Source organism: Pseudomonas mendocina, assembly GCF_003008615.1.
GTDB lineage: Bacteria > Pseudomonadota > Gammaproteobacteria > Pseudomonadales > Pseudomonadaceae > Aquipseudomonas > Aquipseudomonas mendocina_C.
Window position 1 is genome coordinate 3,379,955 of the sequence record NZ_CP027657.1, and the last position, 16,325, is coordinate 3,396,279.

Here is a 16,325-nt window from a genome sequence, read left to right on the forward strand (position 1 = left end):
AAAGGGGCTTTTCTTTACCATTTGGCGAATTTTTTGCGCGGCCCGATTTTTACTTAGTAGAGGCCTGAACAACAGGCCACAAAGCTGATGGGAGACGACTGAATGAGCAATGACGGCGTGAATGCAGGCCGGCGTCGCTTCCTGGTTGCAGCCACCTCCGTGGTGGGTGCAGCAGGAGCGGTAGGTGCTGCGACTCCGTTCGTGGGGTCATGGTTCCCCAGTGCCAAGGCCAAGGCGGCCGGTGCACCGGTGAAGGTGAACGTCAGCAAGATCGAGGCGGGTCAGCAGATGGTTGCTGAGTGGCGCGGTCAGCCGGTGTTCATCGTGCGCCGTACCGAGGAGATCCTGGCTAACCTGACCAAGATCGAAGGCAGCGTAGCTGACCCCGAATCCGCTGCTTCCGTGCAGCCGGAGTACGTCGACAAGAAAACTCGCTCGATCAAACCCGAGCTGCTGGTGCTGGTCGGTCTGTGCACCCACCTGGGTTGCTCGCCGTCCTTCCGCCCGGAAGTGGCTCCGGCCGATCTGGGTGCCGAGTGGGTCGGCGGTTACTTCTGCCCTTGTCATGGTTCTCGTTACGACCTCGCTGGGCGTGTCTACAAGGCGCAGCCGGCTCCGCTGAACCTGCCGGTGCCGCCCTACAGCTACGAGACGGATGATGTGATCATCATCGGTGTGGACCAGGAGAAGGCCTGATGAGCAAATTCATGGAATGGGTGGATGCGCGCTTCCCTGCCACCAAGATGTGGGAAGACCATCTCTCCAAATACTACGCACCGAAGAATTTCAACTTCTTCTACTTCTTTGGCTCGCTGGCGCTGCTGGTGCTGGTCAACCAGATCGTTACCGGTATCTGGCTGACCATGAGCTTCACTCCGTCCGCCGAGGAAGCCTTCGCCTCCGTCGAATACATCATGCGTGATGTCGAGTACGGCTGGATCCTGCGCTACCTGCACTCCACCGGCGCTTCGGCGTTCTTCGTGGTGGTCTACCTGCACATGTTCCGCGGTCTGCTCTACGGCTCGTACCAGAAGCCGCGCGAGCTGGTGTGGATCTTCGGCATGCTGATCTACCTGGTGCTGATGGCCGAGGCCTTCATGGGCTACCTGCTGCCTTGGGGCCAGATGTCCTACTGGGGTGCCCAGGTGATCATCTCGCTGTTCGGTGCCATCCCGGTGATCGGCGATGACCTGACCCAGTGGATCCGTGGTGACTACCTGATCTCCGGCATCACCCTGAACCGCTTCTTCGCCCTGCACGTGATCGCGCTGCCTATCGTGCTGCTCGGCCTGGTCGTGCTGCACATTCTGGCGCTGCACGAAGTCGGTTCGAACAACCCTGATGGCGTCGACATCAAGAAGTTCAAGGACGAGAACGGTGTGCCGCTCGACGGGATCGCGTTCCACCCTTACTACACCGTGAAAGACATCGTCGGCGTTGTAGTCTTCCTCTTCGTATTCTGCTTCGTGGTGTTCTTCTTCCCGGAAATGGGGGGCTACTTCCTCGAGAAGCCGAACTTCGAAGCGGCCAACCCGTTCAAGACGCCTGATCACATCGCTCCGGTTTGGTACTTCACGCCGTTCTACGCGATTCTGCGCGCAGTACCGGACAAGCTGCTCGGCGTTATCGCCATGGGCGCTGCCATCGCGGTGCTGTTCGTGCTGCCCTGGCTCGACCGTAGCCCGGTCAAGTCCATGCGTTACAAGGGTTGGCTGAGCAAGATCTGGCTGGTGGTCTTCTGCATCTCCTTCGTCATCCTCGGCGTACTGGGTGTGCTGGCTCCGACCCCGGGTCGTACCCTGCTGTCGCAGATCTGCACGTTCCTGTACTTCGCGTACTTCGTCCTGATGCCGTTCTACACCAGGATGGAGAAGACCAAACCGGTTCCGGAAAGGGTGACTGGCTGATGAAAAAGCTCTTCGCTGCATTTGTTTTCGCTGCGCTGCCTGCCCTGGCCATGGGCGCTGCCAGCAACCATCCGCTGGACAAGGTGGATATCGACCTGCGCGACAAGGCTGCCATGCAGGATGGCGCGCGTACTTTCGCCAACTACTGCATGGGCTGCCACTCGGCCCAGTATCAGCGCTACGAGCGTGTTGCCGATGACCTTGGTATCCCGCACGAAGTCATGCTGGACAATCTGGTGTTCAACGACGCCAAGATTGGTGACCACATGAAGATCGGCATGAAACCGGCCGATGCCAAGGCATGGTTCGGTGCGGCACCGCCCGATCTGACTCTGGTCGCTCGTGTGCGTGGTACCGATTGGCTGTATACCTACCTGCGTACCTTCTACGCTGACCCGACTCGCCCGCTGGGAGCCAACAACAAGGTGTTCCCGAACGTGGGTATGCCCAATGTACTGGTCAGCCTGCAGGGCAATCAGGTCATTGGTTGCAAGCAGGTTCAGGTAGTGGAAAACGGCAAGAAGCAGTTCGACCCGCTGACCGGTACGCCGATCACTCACGAGGCCTGTGACCAACTGACCGTCGAGCCGAACACCGGCAAGCTGAGCGAAGCCGAGTTCGACGAGAAGGTGAAGAACCTGGTGACCTTCCTGGCCTACTCGGCCAACCCGGTCAAGCTGGAGTCCCAGCGCATCGGTACCTACGTGCTGCTGTACCTGGCGTTCTTCTTCGTGTTCGCCTACCTGCTCAAGCGTGAGTACTGGAAGGACGTACACTAAGCCGTTCGACTTGTAACAAACCTGCGCGCCCTTATGGGCGCGCAGGTTTTTATGCCTTCCATACCTGACGGTTTCCTTGTGAGTCCGTCGCCTGCGACGTCAGAAATTGCTTACGGCAATTTTTCGTGTTTCTGGAAAATCAAAAAAGCGAGGAGGATCGCCATGGCGGTGACCAATAGGTTGACCTGCTACTCCGACCCCGCCGATCACTATTCCCATCGCGTGCGTCTGGTGCTCGCCGAGAAAGGTGTCAGCGTCGAGATCGTCGATGTCGAGCTGGGCCGTTGCCCGCCCAAGCTGGCTGAAGTGAACCCCTACGGCAGTGTGCCGACCCTGGTCGATCGCGACCTGGCGTTGTATGAATCGTCCGTGGTGATGGAATATCTGGACGAGCGTTATCCGCATCCGCCGTTATTGCCGGTCTATCCGGTGGCACGTGCCAACAGCCGCCTGCTGATGCACCGCATCCAGCGTGACTGGTGCGCGCTGGTCGACCGTATTCTCGACAAGCGCAGCAAGGAAGCCGAGCGCCAGCTGGCGCGCAAGGAGCTTCGTGAGAGCCTGACGGGCGTCTCGCCACTATTTGCTGACAAGCCGTTCTTTCTCAGTGAGGAATTGAGTCTGGTGGATTGCTGTCTGCTGCCGATTCTCTGGCGTCTACCGCTATTGGGAATCGAGCTACCGCGCCCGGCGAAGCCTTTGCTTGACTACATGGAGCGTCAGTTCGCTCGTGATACCTTTCAGGCCAGTCTTTCCGCTGCCGAGCGCGCAATGCGCTGAGACTTAGGAGGAAAATCATGAATTCCAGCCGTCCTTATCTGGTTCGTGCGCTTTACGAGTGGATAGTCGATAACGACTGCACACCGCATCTTCTGGTCAATGCCGAATACCCAGGCGTGCAGGTTCCGTCGGGCTTTGCCAGTGATGGTCAGATCGTATTGAATGCGTCGCCCAGCGCGGTTCGTCAGCTGCATATGGACAACCAGGCGGTGAGTTTCGAAGGGCGCTTTGGTGGCGTGGCTCATACGTTGTATATCCCGGTGCCAGCGATATTGGCGATCTATGCGCGTGAGAATGGGCAGGGCATGGTCTTCGACATGGAGCCGCCAGTTGCCTCTGGCCCGGAAGAGCCGGGGCCGGACGATGGTGGTCCTGATGACGGTGGCGAGCCGCCACGTCCCAGTGGCCGGCCAAGCCTCAAAGTGGTCAAGTAAGACGTGTACGAATGAAAACGGGGCGCCACTGGCGCCCCGTTTTGCTTGCTGCTCTTGAGTGATTCAGTTGGTGTACTCGAACAGTCGCACCACTTTCTGTACGCCCGATACGCTTTGCACGACGCGGGTGGAAGCGTTGGCCTCTTCACGGGTGACCAGGCCGAGCATGTAGACGATGCCGTTCTCGGTGACCACTTTGACACGTGTGCTCGGCACGCTGGCGTCACCGAGCATCTGGGTCTTGATCTTGGTGGTCAGCAGCGAGTCATTGCTGCGTGCCAGCAGCGACGCAGGTTGTTGCACTTGCAGTTCGTTGTAGACCTTTTTCACGCCTTGTACGCGGCGTGCGGTCTGAGCGGCCAGATCTTTCAGTTCGCTACGTGGCGTCTGGCCAGCGAGCAGGATCACGCCGTTGTAGCTGGTGACGACGATGCGTGACGTGGGAGTGGACAGGTCGGCATGGGCGTTGCTGATCTGCGATGCCACATCCGGGCCGAGGAACTGGTCGTCGATCTTGTTGCCGATGCTACGGCTGCCGCAGCCAGCGAGCACCAGGGAAAAGGCCAGGGCGGCAATGATCAGTGCGGAACGTTTCATTCTTCACTCCCAAACAATTGACTATCGATCAGGTCGCACAGGCAGTGGATGACCAGCAGGTGGACTTCCTGGATGCGTGCGGTGACTTTGGCTGGAACGCGGATTTCCACGTCCTCGGGTAACAGTAGCGAGGCCATGCCGCCGCCGTCGCGCCCGGTGAGGGCGACAACAGTCATCTCGCGATCATGTGCAGCTTGAATGGCCTGGATGACATTTGCCGAGTTGCCGCTGGTGGAAATTGCCAGCAGCACGTCGCCGGGTTGGCCGAGTGCTCGAATCTGCTTGGAGAAAATCTCGTTGTAGCTGTAGTCGTTGGCGATCGAGGTGATGGTCGAGCTGTCGGTGGTCAGGGCGATGGCCGGCAGGCTCGGGCGCTCGCGCTCGAAGCGGTTGAGCAGTTCTGAGGAAAAGTGCTGGGCATCGCCCGCAGAGCCACCGTTGCCGCAGGTAAGAATCTTGCCCTCGTTGAGCAGCGCTTGAACCATCACCATGCTGGCGTGCTCGATGTAGGGGCTCAGGACTTCCATGGCCTGTTGCTTGGTGTCGATGCTGGCTTGGAAGAGCTGGAGGATTCGGGATTGCATGTCCATCGGATAAACCTTGAGTGTGCGGTCTTCAGGCGTCGAAGGCGTTCTTGATCCAGTCGAGATGTGTGGCGCCGTTAGTGCTGATGGCGACCACGTCGAAGCGGCAGGGGTGGCGTGCCCAGCGAGACTGCTGCTGGAGGAAGAGCTCGGCGGCCATGATCAACTTGCCACGCTTGCGCGCATCGACACTCTCCAGGGCGCCGCCCCAGGCGCTGTGACGGCGGGCGCGGACTTCGACGAATACTACTGTATCGCCATCAAGCATGACCAGATCGAGCTCGCCTTGGCGACATCTCCAGTTCTGTTCGATCAGGCGCAAGCCGTTCCGTTCCAGGTGCTGACGTGCCGCCTGCTCGGCGGCACGGCCCAGATCGTTATGGCTGCTCAATTGATACTGTCGGGGAGTCGCTGAACCTGACCGCCACGGAACTCGGCCCAGGGCAGTTGGCGCTCGATACGTTGCGCCGGGTTCAGGCTGAGGCTGCCGGACAGGCCGTCGATACGTGACTCCGGCAGTGCCTTGAGTTGACCCAGGCGTGGTGCCAGGCGATAGGCGTCGACGCCCATGGCATAGAGGCGGCCGAGGCTGCCACCGGCTTGTGGCCACTGGTTGCTGACTTCCTGGCGCAGTGGTGCGTGGGCGTCCAGCAGCCATGGGGTTTCGCAGAAGCGGATGCCTTCCAGATCCTGGTACTGGGCCTGGCTGTGGGCGCCAGTGAACAGGTGTGAGGTGGCATACACCGGTACGTCGCCCGCGTACTGGAAGGCCAGGGTTGGCTTGATCTGCTGCGCCTGTTGTGGGGTTGCTGCAAGGAAGATGAAATCGACGTCCTGGCGACGTGCGGGCTGCGCATCCAGGCTGGTGCCCAGGGTGTTCTGCAGGCGGCGGGCGCGTGCTTCGCTCTCGCGTAGCTGGAACAGGTCGGCGATCTGTCGGGCCAGTTCTACAGGTTGGTCGACGTGCTCGGCGGCGATCAGGGTGCCGCCCTGGGCTTGCCAGCTCTGACGGAACGCATCGAGTACGCGGTCGCCCCATTCGCCGCGAGGTACCAGAGCCACGGCGCGGCGCATACCGTCGTTCCAGGCGCGACGAGCGACTTCGCGGGCTTCGTCTTCGGCGGCTAGGCCGAACTGGAATAGCTGCGCGGGGCCTTCCTGGCCGGAGTCGCTGTAGTTCAGTGCCAGGGTGGTGATAGGCAGTTGTTCACGGTCACTCAGCTGTTTGACCAGTGGTTTCTCCAGTGGGCCAACCACCAGCTGCACGCCGTCGGCCTGTGCCTGTTGGTAGAAGGCGTCCAGCGAGCCGATGCGGGCACTGTCGTAGAGTTTGATGTCCGGCGGGTTTTGACCGGCCTGCTGCGCTTCGTAATGGGCGGCGAGGAAACCGTCACGCAGGGCGCGTGCGACGCTGGCCAGTTGGCCTTCCTGGGGCAGCAGCAGGGCGATGCGGGTCAGTGGTTGGCTGGCCAGTTCACGCAGTTTGCTCAGTGCCTCTGGCAGTTGTTCGGCTGCCGGGTGCTGCGGATTTTGGGCGACCCACTGGTCGATGGCGGCTTGCTGCTGTTCCAGTGTGGCGCCACTTTTGGTGGCGCGAGCCAGTTCCAGCCAGCCAGCCAGGTCGCTATCGGCACCTGCGGATGTCTGGGGCGGCAGGTTGGAAACCAATTCCCAGATGCTTTCATGGTTGTCATGAGCGGCTTGGCCGCTCAGCAGTGGGGCAATGAACACGCGTTCGCGGGCAGCGGCCAGGGTCTGGCCATCGGCTTCCAGCGCGCGGGCGCGAACCAGCTGGGTGCGAACCTGTTGCTCGACTGGCAGCTCGCCCAGGCGTTCCAGGCTCGGGTGCAGCAGTGCTTTCAGGGCGCTCTTGGGCTGCTTGCGCTGCATGGCCAGTTCGGCCTTCAGCGTACTGGCGAAGATCTGTTGTGCGGGTTGCAGGCTGGCGATATCGATCTGCTCCAGAATGCGTGCGGCGCGCGCAACGTCTTTCTGCTGGTAAGCCTGGTCGGCAGCGGACAGGCGCAGTAGGGCGGCTTGCTCCGGCTTGCTGGCGTCGGCTTGCTGGAGCATCTGCTCGATGCTGGCTTGTGGGGTGCGCGGCAACTGGCCCAGGCTATTGGAGGGCGAGTTGGCGCAGGCGGCGAGCAGGCCTGCCAGAACGAGAGCAGAAAGAGGGCGCAGGCTAGCGATCATCGGGTCATCCTGATACTTGAGCAAAACGAGCGGCGATTGTACCCAAGGGTCGAGATCCATGCGATGCCGCCGGGACTTAACCGGCTAGAATGAGCGGTCTTTCAATTAACGAGGTGTTTCTTGTGACTCAGCCCGCTGTCGCCAGTGTTCAGCCCGGCACCTTATATGTGGTCGCCACGCCAATCGGCAATCTGGACGATATCAGTGCACGGGCGCTGCGGATTCTGCGAGATGTGGCGCTGATCGCTGCCGAAGATACCCGGCACTCCGCCCGCTTGATGCAGCATTTCGGCATTGCGACGCCCTTGGTTGCCTGTCATGAACATAATGAGCGTGAGCAGGGCGGACGTTTCATTGCCCGGCTGGAGGCTGGCGAGGATGTGGCGTTGATCTCCGATGCGGGGACGCCGCTGATTTCCGACCCGGGCTTTCATCTGGTGCGCCAGGTGCGTGCGGCGGGTTTCCCGGTGGTGCCTGTGCCCGGTGCCTGCGCATTGATCGCTGCGCTTTCTGCTGCCGGTCTGCCATCGGATCGTTTTATCTTCGAAGGTTTTCTGCCAGCCAAGGCGGCTGGACGTCGATCGCGGCTGGAGCAGGTACGTGAAGAGCCGCGAACGCTGATCTTCTACGAGGCGCCGCATCGCATTCTCGAATGCCTGGAGGATATGCGCGCGGTTTTCGGAGGTGAGCGGCAGGCCTTGCTTGCCCGCGAACTGACCAAGACTTTCGAGACGCTGAAGGGATTGCCACTGGATGAATTGTGCGCCTGGGTTGCCGCTGACAGTAATCAGCAGCGGGGCGAGTGCGTGGTGCTGGTGGCTGGTTGGCAGGCGCCGGAAGGTGATGAAGCGGTGAGCGCCGAGGCGTTGCGCGTGCTTGACCTGCTGCTGGCGGAAATGCCACTCAAGCGCGCAGCCGCGCTGGCGGCGGAGATCACCGGGGTGCGCAAGAATGTGCTCTATCAGGTCGCGTTGGAGCGCAAGGGTTAGGTGTAAGCCGTCGGTCTAGCTTGCAGCTTGCCATCACCCCCGGTACCCTTGCTGGCGGAGAGTCGATCGGGCAGTCGCTGCCTCGTTTCGTTCCGCGAAGCGGGGGGGAGGAAAGTCCGGGCTCCATAGGGCGGAGTGCCAGGTAACGCCTGGGAGGCGTGAGCCTACGGAAAGTGCCACAGAAAATAACCGCCTAAGCGCTTCGGCGCCGGTAAGGGTGAAAAGGTGCGGTAAGAGCGCACCGCACGGCTGGCAACAGTCCGTGGCTAGGTAAACCCCACTCGGAGCAAGACCAAATAGGGTTCCATTGGCGTGGCCCGCGCTGGAACCGGGTAGGTTGCTAAAGACGTGCAGTGATGTACGTCGTAGAGGAATGGCTGTCCTCGACAGAACCCGGCTTACAGATCGACTCTCCACCTTTCTTCTCCTCGTTGCGCGCTTCTAAACCCCCGCCCGTCTGATACCGAAAAATTCTTACTCTTAAGAAACTACTTTAAGTTTGATTTTCAGCTCGCTGGAATGGCTGGATTTTGCGTGTCGTTTTCCCGTCCCAGCATCGTTTTTCTCCTCGCTTTTGTTCGCTAAATCTCCGTCCTGTAAGGATTTTTCCCTTCTGACGCGCCTTGACGGTGGGGCGTACGCGTTCCTATAGTGTGCGCGAGTGGTAAAAAGTGGCATGAAGTGGGTTTTTATGGGCATGGAAAGCTAATTACAGGGGAAGCGCAGCCGTGTTTCGCGGAGCTAACGCCATCAGTCTCGACGCCAAAGGGCGCCTCGCGATGCCGAGTCGGTATCGTGACGAGCTCGTTTCGCGTTGTGCAGGCCAGCTCATCGTCACCATTGATGCTGTCGACCCCTGTCTCTGTGTCTATCCGTTGGCCGAATGGGAGCTGATCGAGAACAAGCTGCGCGAGCTGGCTTCCTTTCGTGAAGAGAACCGTCGCCTGCAGCGTTTGTTGATCGGTAATGCCGTCGATCTAGAGCTCGATGCCAGTGGCCGCTTCCTGGTGCCGCCGCGTCTGCGCGAGTACGCCAAGCTGGACAAGCGCGCGATGCTCGTCGGCCAACTGAACAAGTTTCAACTCTGGGATGAAGATACCTGGAATGCCGTAGCCGAAGCCGACCTGGCCGCCATCAAGCAGCCGGGTGCCCTTTCCGATGATTTGCGTGACTTGATCCTGTGACCATGACCGATAGCAGCTTGCGCCATATTACCGTGCTGCTCGACGAAGCCGTCGAGGGCCTCGCTGTGCGCGCGGACGGTTGCTATATCGATGGCACCTTCGGCCGCGGCGGGCACAGTCGGTTGATCTTGCAGAAGCTTGGCCCAGGTGGGCGGCTCTTGGGGTTCGACAAAGATCCCCTGGCGATAGCCACCGGGGAAGCATTGGCGGCCGAAGACGGCCGCTTTGTCGTTGTGCAGCGCAGTTTTGCGGAACTTGGCGAGGAGTCCGTTGTCCGCGGCCTGGCCGGCTCTGTCTCGGGCATCCTGCTCGACCTGGGGGTCTCTTCGCCACAGCTGGATGATCCCGCACGCGGTTTCAGTTTTCTCAATGACGGCCCGCTGGATATGCGCATGAACCCGGATGCCGGGGTGAGCGCCGCTGACTGGATCGCCACGGCAGACGAAGACGAAATTGCTCGTGTTCTCAAGGATTACGGCGAAGAGCGCTTTGCCAAGCGTATGGCGCGTGCCGTGGTGCAGCGCCGCGCTGAGCAGCCGTTCACCCGCACTGCCGATCTGGCGCAAGTGCTCACTGTTGCCAATCCGGCCTGGGAAAAGGGCAAGAACCCGGCAACGCGTGCGTTCCAGGGTATCCGCATCCACGTCAACAACGAACTCGGCGATCTCGAGCGTGGCCTGGACGCAGCACTGGAAGCGCTGGAGGTGGGCGGGCGCCTGGTGGTGATCAGCTTCCATTCACTGGAAGATCGCATCGTCAAACAGTTCATGAAGCGTCAGGCCAAGGGCGAGGCAGACAAGTTACCGCGCGACCTGCCAATCATTCCCAAGGCTTTCGAGCCGCGTCTGAAGCTGATTGGCAAACCGGTTTATGCCGGCGATGCCGAGCTCAAGGCCAATCCGCGCTCGCGTAGCGCGGTGATGCGCATTGCGGAGAAGTTGCGGTGAGCCGCCGTCTGGTTCGCTCCATGCCCAGCGGCAGCTTTCTGATGCTGCTGTTGTTCATCGCCATTTTGCTTTCTGCGCTGGCGGTGTCTTACAGCGCTCACTGGAATCGTCAGTTGCTCAATGAGCTGTACGGCGAGCTCAGCGTGCGCGACAAGGCGCAGGCCGAGTGGGGCCGACTGATTCTTGAGCAGAGCACCTGGACTGCGCATAACCGCATCGAGACGCTGGCTAGCGAACAGTTGAAAATGCACATTCCCGATCCCGCCGCTGTACGTATGGTGCGGCCATGATCGGTCTTGAAGGCGCACTCTATCCCTGGCGTTTCCGCCTGGTGTTGGCGCTGCTCGCTCTGATGGTCGGCGCCATTGCCTGGCGTATGCTTGATCTGCAGGTGCTCGACCACGACTTCCTCAAGGCGCATGGCGATGCGCGCAGCGTGCGTCACATTCCGATTCCTGCGCACCGTGGCCTGATCACCGATCGCAATGGCGAGCCACTGGCCGTCAGTACGCCGGTCACCACGCTGTGGGCCAATGGCAAGGAACTGCAGGCCGGGCGTGAGCAGTGGCCGGCACTGGCAGCCGCTCTGGGGCAGGAGCCGGGCAGCTTCGCGGCGCGTCTGGAGCAGAACAAGGAGCGCGAGTTCATGTATCTGGTGCGTGGTCTGACTCCCGAGAAGGGACAGAGCGTGCTGGATCTGAAGGTGCCCGGTGTTTACGCCATCGAAGAGTTTCGCCGTTTCTATCCGGCAGGTGAGGTGGCGGCCCATGTGGTCGGCTTCACCGACATCGACGACCGTGGTCGCGAGGGTATGGAGCTGGCCTATGAGGAGTGGCTGGCCGGCATTCCGGGCAAGCGCCAGGTACTCAAGGATCGGCGCGGCAAGCTGATCAAGGATGTACAGGTTGCGCAGAACGCCAAGGCCGGTAAGGCCTTGGCGTTGTCCATCGACCTGCGCCTGCAGTACCTGGCGCACCGCGAGTTGCGTAACGCACTGCTGGAAAACGACGCCAAGGCTGGCAGCCTGGTGATGGTCGACGTGAAGACCGGCGAAGTGCTGGCCATGGTCAACCATCCGACCTACAACCCCAACAATCGCCGCAGCCTGACCCCGGCGGCGATGCGTAACCGCGCGATGATCGATGTGTTCGAGCCTGGCTCGACCATCAAGCCGTTGTCGATGGCCGCTGCTCTGGAAACCGGTCGTTGGAAACCCAGCGATGTGGTGCAGGTGGGCAATGGCAGTCTGCAGATCGGCCGCTACACCATTCGCGATGTCTCCCGTACCCAAGGGCCCGCGCTGGATCTGACCGGCATTCTGATCAACTCCAGCAACGTCGGCATGAGCAAGGTCGCTTTCGACGTAGGTGGGGAAAACCTCTACCAGGTCATGAGCAATCTGGGCTTCGGTCGTGACACTGGTCTGGGCTTCCCGGGCGAGCGCGTTGGTAATCTGCCGAACCACCGGCAATGGCGCCAGGCCGAAACCGCGACCCTGTCCTATGGCTACGGCCTGTCGGTGACCGCGGTGCAGCTGGCGCATGCCTATGCAGCACTGGGTAATGGCGGCGGCATGGTGCCGCTGTCGATGATTCGTGTGGATCGCAAGCCGAACGCGATGCAGGTGGTACCGAACGAAGTGGCCAAGACCCTGCAAGGCATGCTGCAGCAGGTGGTCGAAGCGCCGCGTGGTGTGTTCCGTGCGCAGGTGCCGGGCTACCACGTTGCCGGTAAGAGCGGCACCGCCCGCAAGACCAATGCGGGCGCCAAGGGTTACCAGACCAATTCCTATCGCTCTCTGTTCGCGGGGTTCGCCCCTGCGCAGGATCCGCGTATCGCTCTGGTCGTGGTCATCGATGAACCCGGCAAGGGCGCCTATTACGGCGGCCTCATTTCCGCTCCGGTATTCAGTCGCGTCATGGCTGGTTCGCTGCGCTTGATGAATATCGCACCGGACAACCTGCCTGCGCCTGAGCAGAAGACGGCAGCCATCGGTCAGGGAGGGCGCCTCTGATGCCCATGCCACTCAATCAATTGCTGCCGGCCGCCGAGAGCTCGGTGCTGATTCGTGAACTGACCCTGGATAGCCGCAAGGTGCGTCCGGGCGACTTGTTCCTGGCCGTGCCCGGCACGCAGCAGGATGGTCGCGTGCATATCGCCGATGCCATCGCACGCGGCGCGGCTGCCGTGGCCTTCGAGGCCCAGGGCGCAGCGCCGATGCATGCAGAGAGTGCCGTGCTGGTGCCGGTCAAGGGCCTGGCCGGGCAACTTTCGGCCATCGCCGGACGTTTCTATGGCGAGCCGAGCCGTGGCTTGCACCTGATTGGCATCACCGGCACCAACGGCAAGACCAGCGTCAGTCAATTGCTGGCCCAGGCTCTGGATCTGTTGGGCGAGCCTTGCGGCATCGTCGGCACGCTGGGGAACGGTTTCCACGGCGCGCTGGAGCAGGGCAAGCACACCACGCCCGACCCGGTTGGCGTGCAGGCGACCCTGGCCGGGATGAAGCAGGCAGGTGCACGCGCAGTCGCCATAGAGGTGTCTTCCCATGGCCTTGATCAGGGCCGGGTTGCCGCGCTGGAATTCGACGTGGCGGTGTTCACCAACCTGTCGCGTGACCACCTCGATTATCACGGCAGCATGGAGGCGTACGGCGCCGCCAAGGCCAAGCTGTTCGCCTGGCCGAACCTGCGCTGCCGAGTGATCAACCTCGATGATGCCTTTGGTCGTGAGCTGGCTGCCAAGGGCCACGAGTCACGCCTGATTGGTTACAGCCTGAACGATGCCAGCGCCTTCCTTTATTGCAGCGAAGCGCATTTTGATGATCACGGCGTACGTGCGCGCCTGGTTACGCCACGTGGCGAAGGTGTGCTGCGCAGCAATCTGCTGGGCCGCTTCAACCTGAGCAACCTGCTGGCTGTGGTCGGCGCCCTGCTCGGCATGGATTACGCCCTCGACGAAGTGCTCAAGGTACTGCCGAAGCTGCAGGGGCCGGCCGGCCGCATGCAGCGACTAGGTGGCGGCGACAAGCCGTTGGTGGTGGTCGATTACGCACACACGCCGGATGCCCTGGAGAAAGTGCTCGAGGCCATGCGTCCGCATGTCGATGGGCGTCTGGTCTGCCTGTTCGGCTGTGGTGGCGATCGTGATCGCGGCAAGCGCCCATTGATGGCGGCAGCGGCCGAGCGCCTGGCCGATGTGGTTTGGGTGACCGACGACAATCCGCGTACCGAAGACCCGGCGCAGATCGTCGCCGATATCCGCGCCGGCTTCGTTGCGCCGGAGGCGGTGCACTTCATTCATGGTCGCGGCGATGCCATCGCGCGCTTGGTCGCTCAGTCCGAGGTTGCCGATGTGTTGGTGCTGGCCGGTAAGGGCCATGAGGATTATCAGGAGATCATGGGCGTGCGTCAGCCGTTCTCCGACCTGACCGAAGCGAGCAAGGCCCTGGCGGACTGGGAGGCAGCTCATGCTTAAGCCCTGGCTGCTCAGTGAGGTCGCTGCCGACCTGAATGCACGCGTCATCGGTGCCGATGTGGCCTTCTCTGCCGTTGGCACCGACAGCCGCAGCATTGCCGCTGGCCAGTTGTTCGTGGCGCTCACCGGCCCACGTTTCGACGGCCATGATTATCTGGCTGACGTGGCCGCCAAGGGCGCCGTTGCTGCGTTGGTCGAGCGTGAAGTGGCGAATGCGCCGCTGCCGCAGTTGCTGGTGGCTGATACCCGTTTGGCGCTCGGCCAGCTGGGTGCGCTGAATCGCCAGGCGTTCGCCGGCCCGCTGGCCGCAGTGACCGGTTCCAGCGGCAAGACCAGCGTCAAGGAGATGCTTGCTGCGATCCTGCGCGCTGGTCTGGATGGCGCCGTGCTGGCTACCCGCGGCAATCTCAACAATGATCTCGGTGCGCCGCTGACCCTGCTGGAGTTGGCGCCGGAGCATCGCGCTGGCGTGATCGAGCTGGGCGCCAACCATGTCGGCGAGATTGCCTACACCGTCAGCCTGGCGCGGCCGCAGGTGGCGATCATCACCAACGCAGGCAATGCCCATGTCGGCGAATTCGGTGGCCCGGAAAAGATCGTCGAGGCCAAGGGGGAAATCCTCGAAGGCCTGCCGAGCGATGGCGTGGCCGTGCTCAATCTGGATGACAAGGCCTTCGTCACCTGGCAGCGCCGCGCTGCCGCGCGCAACGTGCTGAGCTTTGCCCTGCGTGATACCCGCGCCGATTTCCACGGCAGCGATCTGGCCCGTGATGAGCGTGGTTGCCAGGGTTTCACCTTGCGCAGTCCTGCTGGCAGCGCACGCATTCAGCTCAACCTGCTGGGTGAACACAATGTGGCCAATGCACTGGCTGCCTGTGCTGCCGCTCATGCCCTGGGTATGCCGCTGGTCGCCATGGCTGACGGGCTGAAAAACCTGCAACCGGTCAAGGGCCGCGCCGTAGCGCAGTTGGCGCCGAATGGCGTGCGGGTGATCGACGACAGCTACAACGCCAACCCCGTGTCGATGTGCGCGGCGGTGGATATACTCGCCGGCTTCTCCGGTCGCACCGTCCTGGTGCTGGGAGACATGGGCGAGCTGGGCGAGTGGGCCGAACAGGGCCATCGCGATGTCGGCCGCCATGCCGCGGGCAAGGTCGATGCGCTGTATGCCGTCGGCCCGCTGATGCGTTTTGCTGTCGAGGAGTTCGGTTCAAAAGGCCGCCACTTCGTCGATCAGGCCGAGCTGATCGAAGCGCTTCGCGCCGAGCAGGCCGGCAGCACACTACTAATCAAGGGTTCACGCAGCGCTGCCATGGACAAGGTCGTGGCGTCGCTGTGTGGCGTATCTGGGGAGATTCACTAAATGCTGCTGCTGCTGGCGGAGTACCTGCAACAGTTCCACAAGGGCTTCGCGGTCTTTCAGTACCTGACCCTGCGCGGCATCCTCGGCGTGCTCACCGCCCTGGCGCTGTCGCTGTGGCTCGGCCCGTGGATGATCCGCACCCTGCAGGTGCGTCAGATCGGCCAGTCCGTGCGCAACGATGGCCCGCAGTCGCACCTGTCGAAGAAAGGCACGCCGACCATGGGTGGCGCGCTGATCCTCACCGCCATCGCCGTCAGCACCTTGCTGTGGGCTGATCTGTCCAACCGCTACGTGTGGGTGGTGCTGGCCGTGACCCTGCTGTTCGGCGCCATCGGCTGGGTCGATGACTACCGCAAGGTGATCGAGAAGAACTCGCGTGGCCTGCCGAGCCGCTGGAAGTACTTTTGGCAGTCGGTGTTCGGCCTGGGCGCCGCCTTCTTCCTTTATATGACTGCGCAGAGCCCGGTGGAAACCACCCTGATCCTGCCGTTGTTGAAAGACGTGAGCATTCCGCTGGGCATCGGCTTCGTGGTGCTGACCTACTTCGTCATCGTCGGCTCGAGCAACGCGGTGAACCTCACCGACGGCCTCGATGGCCTGGCCATTCTGCCGACGGTGATGGTCGGCGGTGCACTGGGCATCTTCTGCTACCTGTCGGGCAACGTGAATTTCGCCGAGTACCTGCTGATCCCGTACGTTCCAGGCTCCGGTGAGCTGATTGTGTTCTGCGCCGCGCTGGTCGGTGCCGGTCTGGGCTTTTTGTGGTTCAACACTTACCCGGCGCAGGTCTTCATGGGCGACGTCGGTGCGCTGGCGCTCGGCGCCGCGCTGGGCACCATCGCCGTGATCGTTCGCCAGGAAATCGTGCTGTTCATCATGGGCGGCGTGTTCGTGATGGAAACCCTGTCGGTGATCATCCAGGTAGCCAGCTTCAAGCTGACCGGCAAGCGCGTGTTCCGCATGGCACCGATTCACCACCACTTCGAACTCAAGGGCTGGCCCGAGCCACGCGTGATCGTCCGTTTCTGGATCATCACCGTGATTCTCGTGTTGATCGGCCTAGCCACCCTGAAACTGAGGTAATAGAG

17 protein-coding genes and 1 other RNA gene are annotated in these 16,325 nt (G+C 61.7%); 14 read left to right on the forward strand and 4 right to left on the reverse strand.

Annotation, left to right across the window (positions count from 1 at the left end):
- Nucleotides 1–102 precede the first annotated feature (102 nt).
- From petA to C7A17_RS15800, 5 genes are all read left to right on the forward strand, one after another.
- A complete protein-coding gene (gene petA, locus C7A17_RS15780) occupies nt 103–696 on the forward strand; it encodes a ubiquinol-cytochrome c reductase iron-sulfur subunit (RefSeq protein WP_106738908.1) in 594 nt (197 codons plus the stop codon).
- Complete coding sequence (locus tag C7A17_RS15785; RefSeq protein WP_106738909.1) at nt 696–1,907, forward strand: cytochrome b; 1,212 nt, start codon at nt 696–698, stop codon at nt 1,905–1,907. The genes petA and C7A17_RS15785 overlap by 1 nt, the downstream gene beginning before the upstream one ends.
- Nucleotides 1,907–2,686, forward strand: a complete 780-nt coding sequence (locus C7A17_RS15790) for a cytochrome c1 (RefSeq protein ID WP_106738910.1) — start codon at nt 1,907–1,909, stop codon at nt 2,684–2,686. Before C7A17_RS15785 ends, C7A17_RS15790 begins: the two co-directional genes overlap by 1 nt.
- 162 nt (nt 2,687–2,848) lie before the next feature.
- Entirely contained in the window at nt 2,849–3,466 is a 618-nt protein-coding gene (locus C7A17_RS15795; RefSeq protein ID WP_106738911.1) for a glutathione S-transferase N-terminal domain-containing protein, read from the forward strand.
- 17 nt (nt 3,467–3,483) lie between these two features.
- Nucleotides 3,484–3,900 (forward strand): ClpXP protease specificity-enhancing factor, encoded by a 417-nt coding sequence (locus C7A17_RS15800; protein ID WP_106738912.1) that lies wholly within the window; start codon nt 3,484–3,486, stop codon nt 3,898–3,900.
- Between the two features lie 63 nt (nt 3,901–3,963).
- Here C7A17_RS15800 and C7A17_RS15805 read toward each other — a convergent pair whose 3' ends face one another.
- Genes C7A17_RS15805 through C7A17_RS15820 form a run of 4 tightly spaced genes read right to left on the reverse strand, consistent with a single transcriptional unit; the run spans nt 3,964 to nt 7,277 of the window.
- Nucleotides 3,964–4,497 carry a BON domain-containing protein gene (locus C7A17_RS15805; RefSeq protein WP_106738913.1) on the reverse strand — a complete coding sequence of 178 codons (534 nt, stop codon included), beginning with the start codon at nt 4,495–4,497 and terminating at the stop codon, nt 3,964–3,966.
- Entirely contained in the window at nt 4,494–5,087 is a 594-nt protein-coding gene (locus C7A17_RS15810) for a phosphoheptose isomerase (RefSeq protein WP_106738914.1), read from the reverse strand. Before C7A17_RS15810 ends, C7A17_RS15805 begins: the two co-directional genes overlap by 4 nt.
- A 25-nt stretch (nt 5,088–5,112) precedes the next feature.
- Nucleotides 5,113–5,472 (reverse strand): YraN family protein, encoded by a 360-nt coding sequence (locus C7A17_RS15815; protein ID WP_106738915.1) that lies wholly within the window; start codon nt 5,470–5,472, stop codon nt 5,113–5,115.
- The gene (locus C7A17_RS15820; RefSeq protein ID WP_106738916.1) at nt 5,469–7,277 is read right to left on the reverse strand and encodes a penicillin-binding protein activator; all 1,809 of its coding nucleotides are present in this window, start codon (nt 7,275–7,277) and stop codon (nt 5,469–5,471) included. Before C7A17_RS15820 ends, C7A17_RS15815 begins: the two co-directional genes overlap by 4 nt.
- Before the next feature lie 89 nt (nt 7,278–7,366).
- Here C7A17_RS15820 and rsmI point away from each other — a divergent pair, with 89 nt between their 5' ends.
- The 9 genes from rsmI to mraY all read left to right on the forward strand — a co-directional run bounded on the left by rsmI (nt 7,367) and on the right by mraY (nt 16,320).
- Nucleotides 7,367–8,266 (forward strand): 16S rRNA (cytidine(1402)-2'-O)-methyltransferase, encoded by a 900-nt coding sequence (gene rsmI, locus C7A17_RS15825; RefSeq protein ID WP_199796331.1) that lies wholly within the window; start codon nt 7,367–7,369, stop codon nt 8,264–8,266.
- A 58-nt stretch (nt 8,267–8,324) separates the two neighbouring features.
- An RNA gene (gene rnpB, locus C7A17_RS15830) (RNase P RNA component class A) lies at nt 8,325–8,683 on the forward strand.
- A 311-nt stretch (nt 8,684–8,994) separates the two neighbouring features.
- Nucleotides 8,995–9,450, forward strand: a complete 456-nt coding sequence (gene mraZ / locus C7A17_RS15835; RefSeq protein ID WP_031303041.1) for a division/cell wall cluster transcriptional repressor MraZ — start codon at nt 8,995–8,997, stop codon at nt 9,448–9,450.
- Between the two features lie 2 nt (nt 9,451–9,452).
- A complete protein-coding gene (gene rsmH, locus C7A17_RS15840) occupies nt 9,453–10,397 on the forward strand; it encodes a 16S rRNA (cytosine(1402)-N(4))-methyltransferase RsmH (RefSeq protein ID WP_106738918.1) in 945 nt (314 codons plus the stop codon).
- Nucleotides 10,394–10,687: a cell division protein FtsL gene (gene ftsL / locus C7A17_RS15845; RefSeq protein ID WP_106738919.1), complete on the forward strand. Its 294-nt coding sequence runs from the start codon at nt 10,394–10,396 to the stop codon at nt 10,685–10,687. The genes rsmH and ftsL overlap by 4 nt, the downstream gene beginning before the upstream one ends.
- Entirely contained in the window at nt 10,684–12,411 is a 1,728-nt protein-coding gene (locus tag C7A17_RS15850) for a peptidoglycan D,D-transpeptidase FtsI family protein (RefSeq protein WP_106738920.1), read from the forward strand. The genes ftsL and C7A17_RS15850 overlap by 4 nt, the downstream gene beginning before the upstream one ends.
- On the forward strand, nt 12,411–13,874 hold the full coding sequence (locus tag C7A17_RS15855; RefSeq protein WP_106738921.1) for a UDP-N-acetylmuramoyl-L-alanyl-D-glutamate--2,6-diaminopimelate ligase: 1,464 nt from the start codon (nt 12,411–12,413) through the stop codon (nt 13,872–13,874). The genes C7A17_RS15850 and C7A17_RS15855 overlap by 1 nt, the downstream gene beginning before the upstream one ends.
- Nucleotides 13,867–15,237, forward strand: coding sequence for a UDP-N-acetylmuramoyl-tripeptide--D-alanyl-D-alanine ligase (locus C7A17_RS15860; protein ID WP_106738922.1), 1,371 nt, complete (start codon nt 13,867–13,869; stop codon nt 15,235–15,237). Before C7A17_RS15855 ends, C7A17_RS15860 begins: the two co-directional genes overlap by 8 nt.
- On the forward strand, nt 15,238–16,320 hold the full coding sequence (gene mraY, locus C7A17_RS15865; RefSeq protein WP_106738923.1) for a phospho-N-acetylmuramoyl-pentapeptide-transferase: 1,083 nt from the start codon (nt 15,238–15,240) through the stop codon (nt 16,318–16,320).
- Nucleotides 16,321–16,325 lie beyond the last annotated feature (5 nt).